The organism is Helicobacter pylori NQ4053 (assembly GCF_000274605.1).
Lineage (GTDB): Bacteria > Campylobacterota > Campylobacteria > Campylobacterales > Helicobacteraceae > Helicobacter > Helicobacter pylori_CV.
Genome location: NZ_AKNV01000006.1, coordinates 134,742 through 151,403, shown reverse-complemented (window position 1 = coordinate 151,403; position 16,662 = coordinate 134,742). Strand labels below are relative to the sequence as shown.

Here is a 16,662-nt window from a genome sequence, read left to right as displayed (position 1 = left end):
ACCATAATCATAGGGTAGCGTCAAAAAGACGCTACCAGAGCCGTGTATAAAGCGCTCCTGTCAGAATAAAGGGCGGGGAAGTCTTTAGGCACAGGCCCGTTTTCACCCGGTTTAAAGCCTTTGTTAGTATGCACGCCATAATATGCAAGATCCACGCTGCCGCTCAAATATTCATTGAATTTATAGCCTAAAGAGATCATCGCTCTCGCTTCCCAAGAAACCACTGAATTGGAATATTGCGTGGCGAATTTCCATGTGAATTTTTTGGCAAAATGAGTGCCACCACAAGAAAGGAAAATGGTAGCGGCGTCTCTTTTAAGGGCTGTGCCTGTAAAACCCGCATAGACGCTGTTACTCCCCATGATCACACCGCTTGGATTCCCCATGTTGCCTATCCAACCATTAGCGTTTTGAAAGACTTTATAAAAAGCGATTGAAACATTGTAATTGTTGATGTCAAAGCGTTGGCGGATGATGAGGTTTTGCCCGTTTTGAGTGGCAGGCGTGTCGTATTTATAGACCGGACTCCCATTGGATTTAACGATCATCCAAGGGTAGTAAATGGGGAAAAACCCTATGACAGCTGTATCAGAGCGAAAGCCTGTGCCGCTAAAATTAGGGTTAGAGTCCCAACCAATTTTAACGCCTGGAGCGTTAAAGATTTGAGGCGAAAGGTAATAAAAGCCTTCTATGAGGAAACGATGAGGTTTATAGGTGAGTTGCACCGCATGCGTGCCATAAAGCACCTTTCGCCCATGGCTATCATAACCTCCCTTATCGTTTTTGGTAAAACCTCCGCTATAAGTGGTCCGTGCGGCAAACCAATCCATTAAAAACGAACCGTAAGCGAACGCCCTCCCAAAAGAGCTAAACCAAGTCAAGCGTGCATGCTTGTATTGCCCAGAAACTTGAAAGCCTTGCGTTTGACCGCTTTTATAAGGCATAGTGGATAAATAGCGCCCGGCTTTTATTTCAAAATAATTCTTATAAGCGTATTCCAAATACGCATCGCTAAAGACATAATTGCGGACATTTTTATTGTGTTTCATGTTCTGTGTTTCAAGGCTATCGGTCTGTAAGATATTCGTATAGCCCCCCATAAACCCATCGTAATAACCAAAGAGGTTGTAAGCCACAGATCCATCTTCAAACTTCTTCGTGCCGTCATAAAAAATAGATCCCACCATGCCCCCTATTTTGCCTTTTAGAACATGGTCTGAAACCTTTTTGGGTAACAGGCTAAAACCAAGCCCTAAATAGCCCGCAATCGTTGCGAATTGCTGCATAGGGTAGATACCTCTTTCTTTATTGATTTTATGCTGGTTAAAACCGATCGTGCTGGATTGATCCACAAAGCCGTTGAGCTTAGCTTCAAAACCTTGCAAAGAAGAGCTTAAAAATGCCCCAAAGAATAAAACCTGACTTGCCTTTTTCATGCATGCCTCCTAAAATGAGATTGATAAATGCAAATACTTTTAAAGATAAATCTATTCTTTAGTTTTTATTATTCTTAGCTTTGAAATAATTATAATATGTAAAATAATGCGTATGATGAGAAAGTCAAGCTTTTAAAAGCTAAAAACGATTAATTTGTGGAAAATTTACTCTCTTTAAATTCAAATGGCTAATATATGGTGCTAAAATCCGTTATGATTAACGGATGATTTTGAATGGAGCGCTTGAGAATGGGGTTAAGCTTCGCTTTATTGTTTTTAGGTTTTATCTTGTTGTAAGATAAAGCCTATTGGTTGTAATTCCTATACAATTCTATTAAATGCTTAGTGGAGCTGTCAAAATAAGCGTTGCTTTTGTGCCCTTCTAATTCTTGTAAAATCGGCACGGCCAGTTCTTTCCCAAGCTCCACGCCCCATTGATCAAAGCTGTTAATATCCCAAATAACCCCTTGCACAAAGACTTTATGCTCATAAAGAGCCACTAACGCCCCAATATTGCTTGGTGAAATCTTTTCTAATAAAAGGATATTAGAGGGGCGGTTGCCAAAAAACACCCTGTGGTGGGCCAAGTCTTTGGCTTCATCTTTGTCTAAGCCTTTAGAAAGCAATTCCCCAAGCGCTTCTTCATAACTCTTGCCTTTCATGAAAGCTTGCGCTTGCGCTAAAACATTGCTGAATAAAATCTCATGATGGCCTTTAGCGTTAGGCTTTTTATCTAAGGAAGCGATAAAATCAATGGGGATTAAATGCGTGCCTTGATGCAAGAGCTGGAAAAAGGCGTGCTGAGCGTTAATACCCATATCGCCCCAAACAACAGGGCATGTGTCATAGGGGATGGTTTCGCCTTTTTTGCTGATGCGTTTGCCATTGCTTTCCATATCCAATTGCTGAATGAATTTAGGGAAATGCCTCAAATACTGATCATAAGGAGCGATTAAATGGCTTTTGGATTGGAAAAAATTGATATACCACACGCCAATCAGCCCCATTAAAACGGGTAAATTGCTTTCAAAAGGGGCGTTTCTAAAATGCTCATCCATCAAATACGCCCCTTTCAAAAGAGCGTTAAAATTTTTCTTCCCTAAATAGATCATAATGGATAAGCCAATAGCCGACCACAAGCTATAACGCCCCCCTACAAAATCCCAAAATTCAAACATGTTATGCTCGTCAATGCCAAATTGTTGCACGGCTTCTTTATTGGTGGATACCGCTACAAAGTGCTTAGCGATATGCCTTTCATCGCCGCTCCTTTCTACAAACCATTTTCTAGCGGTTAGGGCATTGGTTAAGGTTTCTTGGGTGGAAAAAGTCTTAGAAGCCACGATAAAAAGCGTGCTGGCTGGATTGATTTTTTCCAAAACATCTAAGATCTGCGTGCCATCCACATTAGACACAAAATGCATTTTTAATCTCGGGTGGCCGTAGCGTTTTAGGGCGGTGCAAACCATTAAAGCGCCCAAATCTGACCCCCCAATACCGATATTGACAATATCGGTGATCACTTGATTGGTATAGCCTAATCTTTTACCGCTCCTCACGCTATCGCTAAAGGCTCGCATGCGTTTTAAAACGCTCCGAACGCTTTTTAACACTTCCATGTTGTCTAGCAAGATTTCTGCGTCGTTCAAGCTTCTTAAGGCGGTGTGTAAAACGGCCCTTTTTTCGGTGGTGTTGATTTTTTCGCCCTTAAACATCGCTTCAATCTTTTCTTTTAAAGAGCAGTCGTTCGCTAATTCAAAAAGAAGCTTTAAAGTGGTATCATTCAAGCGGTTTTTGGAATAATCCAAGCTCAAGCTTTCCAATTGCACGAAATAACGGCTCGCTCGCTCTTTATCTTTAAAAAACCAATCGCGCATGTGCACTTCTTTGATTTCTTCATAATGTTTGAGTAATTTTGGATAAGTTTTTAATTGGGTTAGCATCAATACCCCTTAAATAAAAGATATAACGCTGTATTATAAGCTAGTTTTAATTATAATTTTCAAATGTTAAGAAAAAACATTTTAGCTTACTATGGGGCGAATTTTCTCTTAATCATCGCTCAAAGCTTACCCCATGCGATTTTAACCCCCTTGTTGCTTTCTAAAGGGCTTAGTTTGAGTGAAATCTTGCTCGTGCAAACCTTTTTTAGCTTTTGCGTGCTAGTGGCTGAATACCCGAGCGGCGTTTTAGCGGATTTGATGAGCCGGAAGAATTTATTCCTGGTTTCTAATGTGTTTTTAATCGCTAGTTTTTCGTTTGTGCTGTTTTTTGATAGCTTTATTTTCATGCTTTTAGCATGGGGGCTGTATGGTTTGTATAGCGCATGCTCTAGCGGCACGATTGAAGCTTCACTCATCACAGACATTAAAGAAAACAAAAAGGATTTGTCCAAGTTTTTAGCCAAAAACAATCAAATTACTTATTTGGGCATGATTATAGGGAGTTCTTTGGGATCGTTTTTGTATCTCAAAATCCATGCGATGCTGTATATCGTGGGGATTTTTTTAATCATGCTTTGCGCGCTAACGATCATCATTTATTTTAAAGAAAAAGAAGCGGATTTTAAAAGCCAAAAAAGCCTGAAACTCCTTAAAGAGCAAGTCAAAGGCAGTCTTAAAGAGCTTAAAGATAACCCCAAGCTTAAAATTTTGTTAGTGGGGCATTTGATTACGCCCATCTTTTTTATGAGCCATTTTCAAATGTGGCAAGCGTATTTTTTAAAACAAGGCGTTAAAGAGCAATACCTTTTTATGTTTTATATCGCTTTTCAAGTGATTTCTATCCTCATTCATTTTTTAAAAGCCAAAAATTACAGCCAAAAAATCGCTCTGAGTTCGCTTGTGGTGTTGCTTGGCGTTAGCCCCTTATTGCTTAGCAATATCCCTTATTGTTTCATAGGGGTGTATGTGCTCATGGTGGCGTTTTTCACTTACATGAGTTATTGCTTAAACTATCAATTCTCCAAATTTGTTTCTAAAAACAACATTTCCTCGCTCTCATCGCTTTTATCAAGCTGTGTGCGCATGATCTCTGTGCTAGTTTTATCGCTCAGCAGTTTGGAACTGCGTTACTTCTCACCCCTAACTATCATCACCATGCATTTTGCCCTAACGCTTCTCATCCTCTTTTTCTTTTTGTATAAGGCTAAGCCGTTTGATGAATGAGCGGCTTTAAGAGTGCAACCTTTTAGCGATTTCTTGCGCAACATCATAGCCATGATTGAGTGCGGTAGCGATGCTCGCTCCTGATTTGAATAAAATATCGCCCACGATGAACAAATTAGGGATATTGTTGCTCTCTAAATTTTCTTTCACCACAGGGATATTGGTGCTAGGATCTAATTCTAAAGAACAGCGTTTAAAAAATTCTAAAGGGGTAGAGCCACCGATCGCATACAGCAAGCGATCAAAACTCTCGCTCGTGTTATCGGTGAAATTCACCTTAATTTGAGTGTTATCTTCTTCTAGGCTTTCAATATCCACTCCAAGCTTGCTTTTAAGCGTGTTATTGTTTAGGACTTCTTGCAAGTTTTTAGCGTTGTCTTCATTGATGCGGCTGAATTCTTTTTTGCGGTAATTGAGAGTGGTTGGGGTGGTTTTGCACAAAGCAATGGCGTATTCCACCGCTGAGTTGCCTCCGCCGATCACAAGGGTTTTTTCATTTTCCTTACAATCATTGATGCTAAAAACCACTTGTTTGGAGAGCGCAACAGGGATTTTATAAGTAGGGCGGTTTGGTTGGCCCATTTTCCCGATCGCAACCACCACAAATTTAGCATGATAGGTTGTGTTAGAAGTGGTGGTGATTTTGAACAATTCGCCTTCTTTTTTCACGCTCTCAATATCGGTTTTATAGCTTGGCGTGATGCTATGCTCTTTTAAAAGGTTAGTGAAATTCTCTAAAGTTTCTTCTTTAAAGCTGTCTTTAAAAGGGATATGCCCTTTAAGCTCTACGACTTGCTTTTTATAATCTTTATCAATCCTTTTACCGGCTTTATAAAACTTCTCTAACATGCCTGAATGGCTTTCGGTTTTTTCGCATAAAAGCACTTTTTTAACGCCGGCTATTTCGCATTCTACGGCCGTGGCAATGCCCCCAGGCCCTGCGCCCACTATCAACACGTCTAAAATTTCTTGACTCATTTTCTATCCTTTTTATTTTAATTCTTTTAATTCTCTTGGCGTTTTTCTTGTAAAATCGCTTCGTTCAAATCGCTCGCGCTGTCATACAACACGCTTTCAAGCATGCGTTTTTCATCGTCAAACTGACCGCTTTTAACCCCCCATAAAAACGCTATTAAGCCTACCAATCCCATAAGCACTGAGACAACTAACATGATGGTTAAAATTTCTGTATTCATCTCTATATCTTTTAGATTATTAGGATAATGCTGTCATTATATTATACTAAAAGATAGCGTTTAAATCACCAATAGGTTGAATAAGTTTGGATAACATGAAAATAAAAACGAATCAAAAGAGGGTTTTTATGCAAGAAGCGTTGTTGCGTTTTCAAGAGGGCTTTAAAGAGTGGGGTTATCTTATTTTATTTTTATATTCTTTAGGGGGTGGGTATGTGGGGATTGTCATCGCTTCCATTTTGAGCGCTACCACGCACGCTTTAGATATAAAAATAACCATTCTTGTCGCTTTTTTAGGGAATATGGTAGGGAGTGGGGCTCTTGTAATCTTTGCCCGCTATCAAAAAAGAGAGTTTTTAAAGTATTTTCATAAGCATAGAAGAAAGCTTGCTTTGGCGAGTTTGTGGGTGAAACGCTACGCCTTGCTCATGATTTTTGTCAATAAATATTTGTATGGGATTAAAAGCGTTGTGCCTTTGGCAATTGGTTTTAGCAAATACCCTTTAAAAAGGTTTTTATGGCTTAATGTTTTGTCCAGTTTTTTGTGGGCGCTAATCGTGGGGAGCGTTTCTTTTAAAGCGAGCGATTGGGTGAAAACGCTGTATGAAAGGCTTTCTCATTACACTTCGTTTTTTGTGATAAGCTTTGCTCTTATCGTGCTTTTAATATGGTTTTTATTGAAACGATATTCGCGCAAAATGGGTTTTTAAGCAAGATGTTTAATTAAATGTGCTAGACTATGCCCACAAGCATTCGCTAAAAGCGGGTGCGTTAATATCTTAAAAATAAGGATTGAGAACATGGGAAAAATTGGTATCTTTTTTGGGACAGACAGCGGGAACGCTGAAGCTATCGCTGAAAAAATCAGCAAGGCTATTGGTAATGCGGAAGTGGTTGATGTGGCTAAAGCTTCTAAAGATCAATTTAATAGCTTTACAAAGGTTATTCTAGTCGCTCCAACAGCGGGTGCTGGTGATTTGCAAACAGATTGGGAAGACTTTTTAGGCACGCTAGAATCGAGCGACTTTGCGAATAAAACCATTGGGCTTGTGGGCTTAGGCGATCAAGACACTTACAGCGAAACTTTCGCAGAAGGCATTTTCCACATTTATGAAAAAGCTAAAGCCGGCAAAGTAGTAGGGCAAACTTCTACTGATGGTTATCATTTTGAAGCTTCTAAAGCGGTAGAAGGCGGTAAATTCGTGGGTCTTGTGATTGATGAAGACAATCAAGACGATCTCACTGATGAGAGGATTTCAAAATGGGTAGAACAAGTTAAAGGTTCTTTCGCTTAATCTTTATAAGCCCTAAATTTTAGGGCTTTTTTAAACTTCTTTTTATATCTTTAATGCTAGAAATAGACAACCAAACCCCGCTGGAATCAGACTTTTTATTATTAGAAAAAATCGCAAATGTTTTAGCCCCCACTCAAATCATTGAGCTTGTTTTGGTGAGCGATGAAACCATGCGAGAAATCAACAGGGATTTAAGGGGTTGCGATTACGCTACCGATGTTTTGAGCTTCCCTTTAGAAGCGATTCCGCACGCCCCTTTAGGGAGCGTGGTGATTAATGCGCCATTAGCTCAAGAAAACGCCCTGAAATTAGGGCATAGCTTAGAAAATGAGATCGCTCTTTTATTCATTCATGGGGTGTTGCACTTGCTAGGCTATGACCATGAAAAAGATAAGGGTGAACAACGCCAAAAAGAGGGCGAACTCATTAAAATTTTTAACTTGCCTTTGAGTTTGATTGAACGCACACAGGATTAGTTTTAGATTGCTTTAATGCTTACAAATAAAGCTTTTAATTTCTTTTAAAATGGGGCTTTAATTATTTTGTCTTATATTTTAAATTTTATTTTATAGTAAAGGGGGGATAGGAGGTAAAACATTTTCTCCTGCAACCCCCAACTAAATCCCACTAATCCCCTAAGATCGCATTATAAAAAACTATCTCTTGACTAGCGTCAAACTCTTTCGTATTGGATTATAAAAAATGATTTTAGTATTTTTTCAAAGCCCTTCATAGTAATACGACTGCGTGATGCCTTTAATGAAAGTTAAGGGATCGTTGGTATTAGAACTCAAATGCTTTTTTAAAAGCGTTTTGATTTCCAAATCATTCACAGGACTCCTTTTTATCGCACTCAAATAAGCGGCTTTATCAATCCTTTCCCAAAGCACGATTTTTTTCAATTCCTTTTTAAGCAACAAATCAAGCCATATCCTTGTGGCTCTGCCATTACCTTCCAAAAAAGGGTGGGCGATATTCATTTCCACATATTTTTCTATGATTTGATTGAAATTATTTTGCGGCATGCTTTCAATTCTGGGTAAAATCAAATCCAAATACAAACAGTTAGCGAACCTGAAATTCCCTTTAGAGATATTTTTATCCCTGATTTTCCCGGCAAATTCATACAACCCTTCAAACAAAAACCGATGGATTTCTTGCAAGCCCTTGATTGTGCCTACTTCTATGGTGTCAATCAGACCGCTTTGGATCAAATGCTTGGCTTTTTCTAAACTCTGTCTGTCTAAATGCATCGCGCTGATTTTTTAAGAGTGTAATTTTTAGAGGCGCATTTTTTTCACGCTTTCATGGCATGCTTTTATAAACGCTCCTCTAACCCCCTTTTTTTCTAAAACGCTCAAGCCTTCAATCGTTGCGCCTTTAGGGGTGCAAATTTGCTCTATAATCACCTCAGGGCGTTCTTTTTCTAACAGCTTGGCAAAGCCTTTAAAACTCATTTTCACCAATTCTAAAGAATCTCTAGCGTTCAAGCCCTCTCTAATGCCGGCATCTTTCAAACCGCTCGCTACCAAGCTTAAAAAAGCGAGTGCGCTCCCGTTTGTCGCCACGCTAGAATCCACCTGCTCTTCATTGCCCACTCGCACGCAATTCCCAAAACTCTCAATAATACTCAAAGCTTTCTCGCTTATTGAAGGTGCAACCGATTTTTCACACACCGCCGTAGAAGATAGGGCGAATTTGCTCGCAATGTTAGGCATGCATTTTAAGTAATGTAAAGAATTAATCGCATCGCTTAAAGCTTCAAAACTCACGCCAGCTAGTGCGCTCAAAACGCTTTTAGCTTGCCCTTGATAATTAAAATCCTTAAGGTTGTAAGGCTTAAAAAGTAAAAACACGAATTTTTGGTGTATATCAATAGCGTCTTTATAAGGCACGATTTGAGCTTGAATGTTTTTTTCTTGTAAAAAGGGGGCGATTTTTTCAGGGTTTCTTCCGGTGATTTCTAAAATAAAACGCTTGGATAAGATCTCATGAGAGCCTTCTAAAATCGCTTGAGCCATATTCCCATAGCCGATGAATTGTAAGATTTCCATGACACACCCTTTTTTAAAACCCCATGATGTAATTGATATAGAAAGTATAAAGTCTCCTATAGCTCACATCAGCCCCGGCGCTATTCAAATACGCTTGATTGATGAGAGGCACTTTGATCCCAAATTCCACGCTCTTTTGGCTGATAACCCCTTGATTGTGGAATTTCTTAGCGAAACGCTTAAACTCCGCAAAGTTGGTGCGCACCCCAAAATTCAGCGCCACTTGAAAATTCGTTGAATGGATGTCATTAGCGTTCCCCCAGTTGTCAATGATTTGTTGCCTTAAGGAGCTAAGCCAGGTTGCGCCACCCAGTTGGACCCCAGCAAATAGCCCAAAATTCAACGCTTTAGTGTTGTAAGTCCTCCTGAACAAGTTCCATAAAAAATCCGTGCCTACCCCATAAGCAAAGATATTCGCTTTCACGCTTTGATTGGCTAGGCCTATTTCACTAAAGCCGTAATCAAAGAAAAAATAATGCCTAAGGCCCAATTTCCTAGCCTTACCAAAGAAGTATTTATAGCCTATGCCAACCCCTAAGCCGTTGCTCATGCCATGTTGGGTGCTTTTAGAGGCCGCATACTGGCTTAAAACGGGTTGAGAGCCGTAGTTATTGGCTTGATTTTGCGCGTTTTGAACCTGATTTCTGGCGTTAATCATCGCATCAATGAGCTTTTGTTGCACCATAAAGAAGGTTTTATCCCCTAAAAGCTGTCGTAAGGTTTGCGAGAACGACTGAATGGTGGTGGTGTTAGAAGTGATTTCTTGGAGCAAGGTTAAAATCGCATTAGGGCTAATATCGTTTTGCAAGGCTTGAAACCCTTGAGAAATAGCGCTCGTGATCGCTTGAAAAGCGCTTGTAAGACTAGTAGATACATTACTATCATTATTTTGGATAAACCCAGCGGTTTTAATAAATTCAGTGAGCAAATGGATTAAATTATTCGTATCGCTCACCCCATTCATAGGGATTGCCCCTAAAAGGTTGATAAGCCCACCGGAGCAAGTAGAGCTAGTGCCACTACTACCATTACACAAATTACTGAGACTGCTACTATTACTTTTTAGCGCTTCAAAGAATTGTTTTAAGCCGTTTTCAACGCCTTTATTATTCCCAGAGCTGGCGATAATGTTGGCTATTTTTTGGGCGTCATTATAGACTTTTTGCAAGCTATTATTTTCATTAGTGGTTGCGTTAGTGGTTGCGGTGGTGGCGCTTTGTGTTTTGCTAGGGGTGTAGCAATTGTTCCCACTCGTTCCATTGCTTCCGTTGGTGCTATTGCATGGCGTATAGCCGTTGTTACTGCCACTATTACCGCTACTATTATAAGTCCCTAATTTCCCATCGCTGGCGTCTGTGAGCATCTGGTAGGCTGTGTTGATTTGACTAGTCCCATTTCCACTGCTTCCCCCATTACTGCCCCCATTAACGCTCTTAAGATTTGTGATGATTTGATTGAGCAAACCATTACTAGTGAGCGTGATTTGTTGGACATTGTAGGTGATGCTGCTCCCACCACTGCTCCCGCTTTGAGTTGTCGCTTGTGTTTGATACCCTAAAGCGCTTTGCAACCCGCTGTAATAAGCCTTAGAATCGGACCACTGCTGATAGCACCAGTTGGTATTATTACTCCCATTCATTCCATTTGCGCATGGACTATTTGTATTTGCTGATCCGCTTGTTTGTTGGGTTTGCTGGCTTTGAGCGATCATGGCTTGCACTGAAGTGGGCGTTTGTTGGTCAATCGTATTGATGAGCTGGTAAAAATTCGCTCTCAATTGGATGCGTAAATCTTGGTTATTGCTAGTAGTTAAATTTTGCGATTGATTCCCATTGGTGTTATAAATCGCATTCGCCCAAGCTTGGATATTACTGCTTTGGCTTTGAAAAGCGCTTTGAATGCTTTGTTGGAAATTGCTGACATTTTGCAACACGGTGTTTAAAGCTCCCATTACCGTGCTGTTAGGAGATTGTGTGGTTGGCCCACTATTTTGGGCTAAATTAGTCGTTTTAGTTTCTTCTTCATTGTTCACAACCACCATCGCTTTCAGTTTGGGAGCGTTGCTTTTAGCTTGAGCGGTAGCGCTAGCCCCATTAGTAGAGCTTAAAATGTTTTGCAATTGGGAGTTCCCGCTGATACTCAAACCCCCAGAGTTGCCGCATGAGCTTGTCCCGGATTGTGTCCCATTAGTGCATAATATCTTGGCGTTTTTTTGCAAATTTTCTTCTGAAGTTTTTAAAGAGTTATAAACGCTCCACACTTGAGAAACCAAGTTGAAAGAATTCACGCCGATCTGCTCTTTGCCCCCTATGGTTTGGACTTTGGAGGTAGCGACTAAAGAATTATCAAAGCTGTTTGTGCTGTTTGTAGAGCCATTTGTGGAGCTTGTGGCTGAGCATGAAATCCCGCTAGAAGCATCGCTAGAAAGGCTTCCAGTAGCACTTGCGCAATCATAGGCGCTGATATTTTGCCCTTGAGCGTTGGTAACCGTGCCGATTTGGTAATTGTTAGAAGTGTTTTTGAGCAAGTTTTTAGGCTCAGTGAAACTGATCCAAGAAATTTGTTTTAAAGCGTTATTGTATTGTTCTATCGTGCTTTCATAGGCTTGGAAATTCAAGGCGTTGTGCAAGTTGTTTAAAATATAAGTGGTGTTGTTGATCGCATTGTTGTCTAAAGCGTTGATAGCAACGCTTTGAAGCTTTTGAGCGATGGCTTGGACTTGCTGGTTGGCTTGGTTGTTTGAAGTGGGGGTTGCGGCTAAAGGGGCTAAATTTTGGATGAATTGCTCCAAACACTGGACTTGATTGGTACAACCATTGGGGTTATTTTGGTTATTAGCGCTTAATTCCCCTTGTAAGGTGTTCATTAAAAGGGTGTTGTTGTATTGTTGTTGGTTGTTGCTGTTTGAAGAAGTAGAGCCTAAAATGGAATTAGCTGGATAGAATACGACTTGTCCTGGTGGGTTTAGCACCACATGCGTTGAGGTTGTGGTAGGGAAAACCCCCACCCCTAAAGTGTTTAAAGCGTTAACAAGAGCGCTCACATAAGCGGTATTATTGCTAGAGGCATTCACCGCATCGGTCAGATTGGAGAGTAAGGATTGCGCGTAAGTGGTGCTAGTGGTTTTAGTGATGCTGTGTTCAATTTGTTGCAATAATTCCGCCATGGATTGCGCGGTGCTTTGGAGCTGGGCTTTGACTTCTTGGGTGTTGTTGCTGGGATTAAGGCTATTGATAGAGCTAATGATGCTAGTGCTTAGCGCGATGCCTTTATCAAACGCGCTCTGGGTGTTGGAAAGGAGTTTGGCTGTGATTTGTGAAGAGTGGGCTTTTAAGGGATCAGAGCTTCCTTTAAGCCCTATGATTTGCTGGGAAATGCTAGAGATTTGACGGCTAGAATAAAAGTCTTTTCTTTTGCCAATTTGGTTTAAGATATTAGAAATGCCCTCTAATTGGTTGCCAACAGTGTTACTCACGCCATAGCCTAAAGCGTCAATGACGCTTTGAGAGCTTAAAGTGATTAAACCGGTAGTAGGCCCTGCAATATTGATCGCGCTTTGGGTTACGCTATTGATGATATTTTGATTTTCTAAAAGTTGTTTGTTATTGATGAATTGTTGCGTGCCACCGATTTGATAGCCTACAGACATATACCAGCCATTGTCTTCAGCTAAGAGGGAGCTAACCAAAAAGAATAGTATGAATTTTTTAGTTTTTTTTATCATATATTTTCCCTTATTTTGTTTGATTAAAAGCCTATGTTGTAGCCCACATAAAAACTAAAGGCTCTTCTATATTTCGCTGTAACGCCTTCTGATTGGTAATAGGTGTGATAAAGCACCGGTATTTTAAGGCCAAATTCTACCCCTTGAGAAAAACGGGATCTTTTTTGATGAGCGATTTTGGAAAAATTAGTCCTTATGCCTAAATCAAAAAGGAATTGGAAAGAAGTGTCTTTGGGCTTAAGATGGTTGCCATCCACTTGATCTAAAAAATTCGTTTTCCAGGTTTGCCCTGCAAGTTGGATGCCGGCAAAAAAACCTATATCTATCGCTTCAGTCCCTCTTTTTCGGGTAAAAACATTATAAAGAAAGTCTGTGCCTGCCCCATAGCTAGAGAGAGTGGCTTTCACTAAAGAAGATCCTGTGCCAAATTGCGCGTAACCAAAATCATAAAAGCCATAATACCTAAGCCCAAACATGCGCTTTTTGCCGAAAAATTGCTTATAGCCCATTTTCACGCCAAAGCCGTTCATGTTATTAGAATTAGAGTTATGCTCCAAAAAATTCCTAGCAAAGCCCATTTGATAGACTTGATTCACTTTAGTTTGCATTTCATCAATCACCCCACCAATCACTGCTTTAGAGCGATAAAGCCCATAAGCCATTAAAGTTTTTGCCGTGGGGGAATAGGGGTTGGCTAAGATCCTGTCTATTTGCGCGGGGGTGGGGGCGTTTGTGGCTTGCTCTAGTTGGTTCATGATGACTTTTTGTTCTTGCTGGGCTTGTTGTGGGGTTAAAGTATTTTGTGGGGTTTGACTATTAGCACCATTCAATTGCCCCCCATAGCTAGGCAAGAAATTCAAACCTTTATTGTTTAAATCCAAATAGGGGGCGACCCAATTGGTGATGAAATTCCCATACGCTACGGTGTTACTAAGCAAGCTTTCCCCATAGTTGATCGCATCTTGCATCTGGCTATAGCTTGAAGTGCCTGTCAGTTTAGCGGCTTTATTGGCGAAATTTTGCATGCCTGAAAAAATCATAGAAGCGGTGATGCCATTAGCGATGATGCTATCCGCTAAATAATAGACTGCCGAGCTGGGGTGGTAGGTGTATTGGCCATTGCCTGATCCAACTGTCGCTCCAGCGGGTAAGTTTTTTAAGGGCGCTTGGGTAGTGCCATTAGTGCCGTTTTTGGTGTAATAACCCGGGCCGCTAAAGCTTTGGTAGCCTTGTTGGGAATCGCTGCCATTAGGGGCTTTGTTGTAAGTGAAGCCAAATTGCTTTTCATTCGCTAGCCCCCCTAAAATCCCTGCTTGCATTAAAGCCTGGAAGATGTTTTGGGCGTTTTGAGCGATAGATTTAGCTTCATTGGTAGCGGTGCATTGGTTTTGAGTGCTGCAAATGGTTTGATTACTTGTGGCTAAGCCGTCTTGTAAAAGGTGTTGCAACACTTCGGGGCTAAAATTTACAGAGCTGCCGCTAGGGGCGCTAAAGGATTTATTCGTTAAGGTTTGGTTATACCAGAGCGTGGTTAAAGCGTTGGTAATATCATCGTTTAAAGCGTTCATGGTATTGGCTAGACCCTCAGGCAAGGCAATAACAGTGCTTTGATTGCCAAATTTGACTTCAACGAGTTTAGCGTTAGGAAGATTTTCAGGGTTACGGATTAAAGTCTCGCCGATGAGTTGGGTGAGCTTGTTTAAATTATTGACTAAAGATTGCATATCAAAAGTGGCATTGACATTGCCTCTTGGGGGGTTGTTGCCTGTATCGCCATTTTGGGCGTTTTGTTGATAGCCCCCCGCATAGAGCAAACATCTTTTAGAAGGATCAGGGCAGAGCATTTGCATTAAAACCCTAGTTTGTTGGCCCATCGCTTCTAAATAATAGGCTAAAGGCACCGCTGCAGATTCTAGAGCGATAGCGTTTTGGCGGATGTAGGTGGATGCGTCTTGACTGGCGTTAAGCCCTGAGTTATCTACCCTTTGAACGGCTAGAGAAGTTTGATAACTCACCCCCATAAAAAACCCGTCATCTTCTGCCACTAAGGGATTGAGAAAAAATAAGGGGAGTAGGCTAGAATAGATAAGCCATTTTTTATTAAAAACAAAGTTTTGCAAGGGGTTATCCTTTTCTTTTTATAAAGATTTGAGCTATCCTAAATTTTATCTTATTTATCGCTTAAGTTTAATGGTTAGTCGCTTAATTGTTGATTAAAATGGGCTGTTTTAGGCGCTCAAAATCGTTTCAATGATGGTTTTTGCGCCGTCTTTAGCGATTTTTTGTTGCAATTGGTTGCTGATAGTGGTTAGGTTTTTATTGCCTTGATCGTCTTTTTGGTTGAGCTTTCTAATAACTTCAAAGAGTTTTTTAGGCAATAATTCATTTTGAGGCACAACATAGCATAAGTTTTCTTTTTCAAATTCTAAGACATTGTAATACTGGTGGTTATTGCTCGCAAAAGGGTAGGGGATAAAAATCGTGGGTAAGCCATTGGCACACAATTCCCACACACTACTAGCACCCGCTCGGCTCACGCACAAATCCGCTCTGTGCATGACTTCTGTGATGTTGTTGTGGAAAGCGAACAAATCTATCTTATCCAACAGCCCTAATTCCTGGTAAAAAAAACGCATTCTTTCATGAGCGTTTGAGCCGCAAATGTGCGTGATTTTAATCCCTTGTTTGGTGAGTTTGGGAGCGTTTAATAACGCAAATTCATTGATCGCTTTCGCCCCTTGAGAACCGCCTAAAAATAAGATATGTTTGATTTCAGTTCGAGTCCTGGCGGAATCAAAAAAAACGTTTTGCACGGGATAGGAGGTTAAAACATGATTTCCTTTATCTTTAAAAGCGTAGCTTGAAAACACCGCCTTAGCTTTAGGGGAAAGGTAGCGATTAAGAGAGCCTTTAATGGCGTTTTGCTCATGGATATAAAGGGGTATTTTATTAAGCAAGCTTGCAAAACTCGCCGGCCCTGCACTAAACCCTCCCACGCTAATGGTGTGCGTGATCTGGTGTTTTTTTAAAATCTCTTTGGCTTTGAAAGTCGCTTTAATTTGCAAGAATAAAGAGCCTATTTTTTTAAAAAAGCTTTTATTGACCACGCCTTGCGTGTTGAAAAAATAGCGTTCGCTAAATAAGGGGCTGTTTTCAAACCATTCTCTATCTTGCCCATAAGTGGAGCCTAGATAAATAGCCTCTATGCCTTGCTTTTCTAATTCTATGGCTAAGGCTTTAGCGATAGAGAGATGCCCCCCTGTGCCTCCCCCTGTAAGAGCGAATTTCATGCTAGAAACCCTTAAGCTCGTTCTCTTTCTTGAATCACAAAGCTTTTTAAAGGATCTCTAAAGCCAAAATCCGGGTAATCCATCATAGAAAGCGCGACTTGAGCGCCAAAGCCATTTTTGGAATTAAACACTAAGGGGGCTAAGAAATTAACCATAGAATCTTCTAAATTTTTTTGCAACACGACCACGCAATACACCTCCACTTTGGAATGAGAATCTAATTCTAGCAGTAATTCTATATATTTGGGTATCACAAAGCTGTATTCCCTCAAACAATAAGGATTCACTAAGACCATATCCAACGCCATGGGTGAGTTCGTTTGACTAACCAATCGGCTGAATAAGGAATCAATTTTTTCCAAACGCACTTCATTGATATGCTCAAATCCTAAAATAGGGGCTTTTAAAAAGTAATTCACTGGGCTATCCTTTTTAATTTAAATGCTTTGTTGTATAATTTTAAAAAAATACGCAACAATTAAAAGCGTAAAAGCAAAAGG

The 16,662-nt window shown here is 40.5% G+C and carries 14 protein-coding genes; 4 read left to right on the top strand and 10 right to left on the bottom strand.

Features of this window, described 5'->3' with window-relative positions; genetic code table 11:
- Positions 1 to 20: 20 nt before the first annotated feature.
- Together hofH and pgi are read right to left on the bottom strand one after the other, a co-directional pair.
- Entirely contained in the window at positions 21 to 1,436 is a 1,416-nt protein-coding gene (gene hofH / locus AYS37_RS05855) for an outer membrane beta-barrel protein HofH (protein ID WP_000710272.1), read from the bottom strand.
- A gap of 305 nt (positions 1,437 to 1,741) precedes the next feature.
- Positions 1,742 to 3,379, bottom strand: coding sequence for a glucose-6-phosphate isomerase (gene pgi / locus AYS37_RS05850; protein WP_000957648.1), 1,638 nt, complete (start codon positions 3,377 to 3,379; stop codon positions 1,742 to 1,744).
- A gap of 63 nt (positions 3,380 to 3,442) precedes the next feature.
- On the opposite strand from pgi, the gene AYS37_RS05845 reads away from it, so the two are divergent.
- Entirely contained in the window at positions 3,443 to 4,603 is a 1,161-nt protein-coding gene (locus tag AYS37_RS05845) for an HP1165 family MFS efflux transporter (RefSeq protein ID WP_000944805.1), read from the top strand.
- A gap of 6 nt (positions 4,604 to 4,609) precedes the next feature.
- Here the strand turns inward: AYS37_RS05845 and AYS37_RS05840 are convergent, their stop codons facing one another.
- Together AYS37_RS05840 and ccoS are read right to left on the bottom strand one after the other, a co-directional pair.
- Positions 4,610 to 5,581, bottom strand: coding sequence for an NAD(P)-binding domain-containing protein (locus AYS37_RS05840; RefSeq protein WP_000076653.1), 972 nt, complete (start codon positions 5,579 to 5,581; stop codon positions 4,610 to 4,612).
- Positions 5,582 to 5,607: 26 nt separating this feature from the next.
- The gene (gene ccoS, locus AYS37_RS05835) at positions 5,608 to 5,799 is read right to left on the bottom strand and encodes a cbb3-type cytochrome oxidase assembly protein CcoS (protein WP_001090948.1); all 192 of its coding nucleotides are present in this window, start codon (positions 5,797 to 5,799) and stop codon (positions 5,608 to 5,610) included.
- 128 nt (positions 5,800 to 5,927) lie between these two features.
- Between ccoS and AYS37_RS05830 the strand changes: the two genes are divergently transcribed.
- The 3 genes from AYS37_RS05830 (at position 5,928) to ybeY (ending at position 7,570) form a co-directional block, all read left to right on the top strand.
- Positions 5,928 to 6,509: a DedA family protein gene (locus tag AYS37_RS05830; protein WP_001874710.1), complete on the top strand. Its 582-nt coding sequence runs from the start codon at positions 5,928 to 5,930 to the stop codon at positions 6,507 to 6,509.
- A 90-nt stretch (positions 6,510 to 6,599) separates the two neighbouring features.
- Positions 6,600 to 7,094: a flavodoxin gene (locus AYS37_RS05825; RefSeq protein WP_000516063.1), complete on the top strand. Its 495-nt coding sequence runs from the start codon at positions 6,600 to 6,602 to the stop codon at positions 7,092 to 7,094.
- Positions 7,095 to 7,147: 53 nt separating this feature from the next.
- Entirely contained in the window at positions 7,148 to 7,570 is a 423-nt protein-coding gene (ybeY, locus tag AYS37_RS05820) for an rRNA maturation RNase YbeY (RefSeq protein WP_000889560.1), read from the top strand.
- A 243-nt stretch (positions 7,571 to 7,813) separates the two neighbouring features.
- Here ybeY and fic read toward each other — a convergent pair whose 3' ends face one another.
- From fic to fliW, 6 genes are all read right to left on the bottom strand, one after another.
- Positions 7,814 to 8,347, bottom strand: coding sequence for a protein adenylyltransferase Fic (fic, locus tag AYS37_RS05815; protein WP_000549896.1), 534 nt, complete (start codon positions 8,345 to 8,347; stop codon positions 7,814 to 7,816).
- A 27-nt stretch (positions 8,348 to 8,374) separates the two neighbouring features.
- Positions 8,375 to 9,148 carry a pyrroline-5-carboxylate reductase gene (gene proC / locus AYS37_RS05810; protein ID WP_000404508.1) on the bottom strand — a complete coding sequence of 258 codons (774 nt, stop codon included), beginning with the start codon at positions 9,146 to 9,148 and terminating at the stop codon, positions 8,375 to 8,377.
- 13 nt (positions 9,149 to 9,161) lie between these two features.
- On the bottom strand, positions 9,162 to 12,872 hold the full coding sequence (gene hopL / locus AYS37_RS05805) for a Hop family outer membrane protein HopL (protein ID WP_000592753.1): 3,711 nt from the start codon (positions 12,870 to 12,872) through the stop codon (positions 9,162 to 9,164).
- A 23-nt stretch (positions 12,873 to 12,895) separates the two neighbouring features.
- The gene (hopI, locus tag AYS37_RS05800) at positions 12,896 to 14,992 is read right to left on the bottom strand and encodes a Hop family outer membrane protein HopI (protein ID WP_001179064.1); all 2,097 of its coding nucleotides are present in this window, start codon (positions 14,990 to 14,992) and stop codon (positions 12,896 to 12,898) included.
- A 108-nt stretch (positions 14,993 to 15,100) separates the two neighbouring features.
- On the bottom strand, positions 15,101 to 16,162 hold the full coding sequence (gene murG / locus AYS37_RS05795) for an undecaprenyldiphospho-muramoylpentapeptide beta-N-acetylglucosaminyltransferase (RefSeq protein ID WP_000666670.1): 1,062 nt from the start codon (positions 16,160 to 16,162) through the stop codon (positions 15,101 to 15,103).
- 11 nt (positions 16,163 to 16,173) lie between these two features.
- Positions 16,174 to 16,581, bottom strand: coding sequence for a flagellar assembly protein FliW (fliW, locus tag AYS37_RS05790; RefSeq protein ID WP_001105858.1), 408 nt, complete (start codon positions 16,579 to 16,581; stop codon positions 16,174 to 16,176).
- Positions 16,582 to 16,662 lie beyond the last annotated feature (81 nt).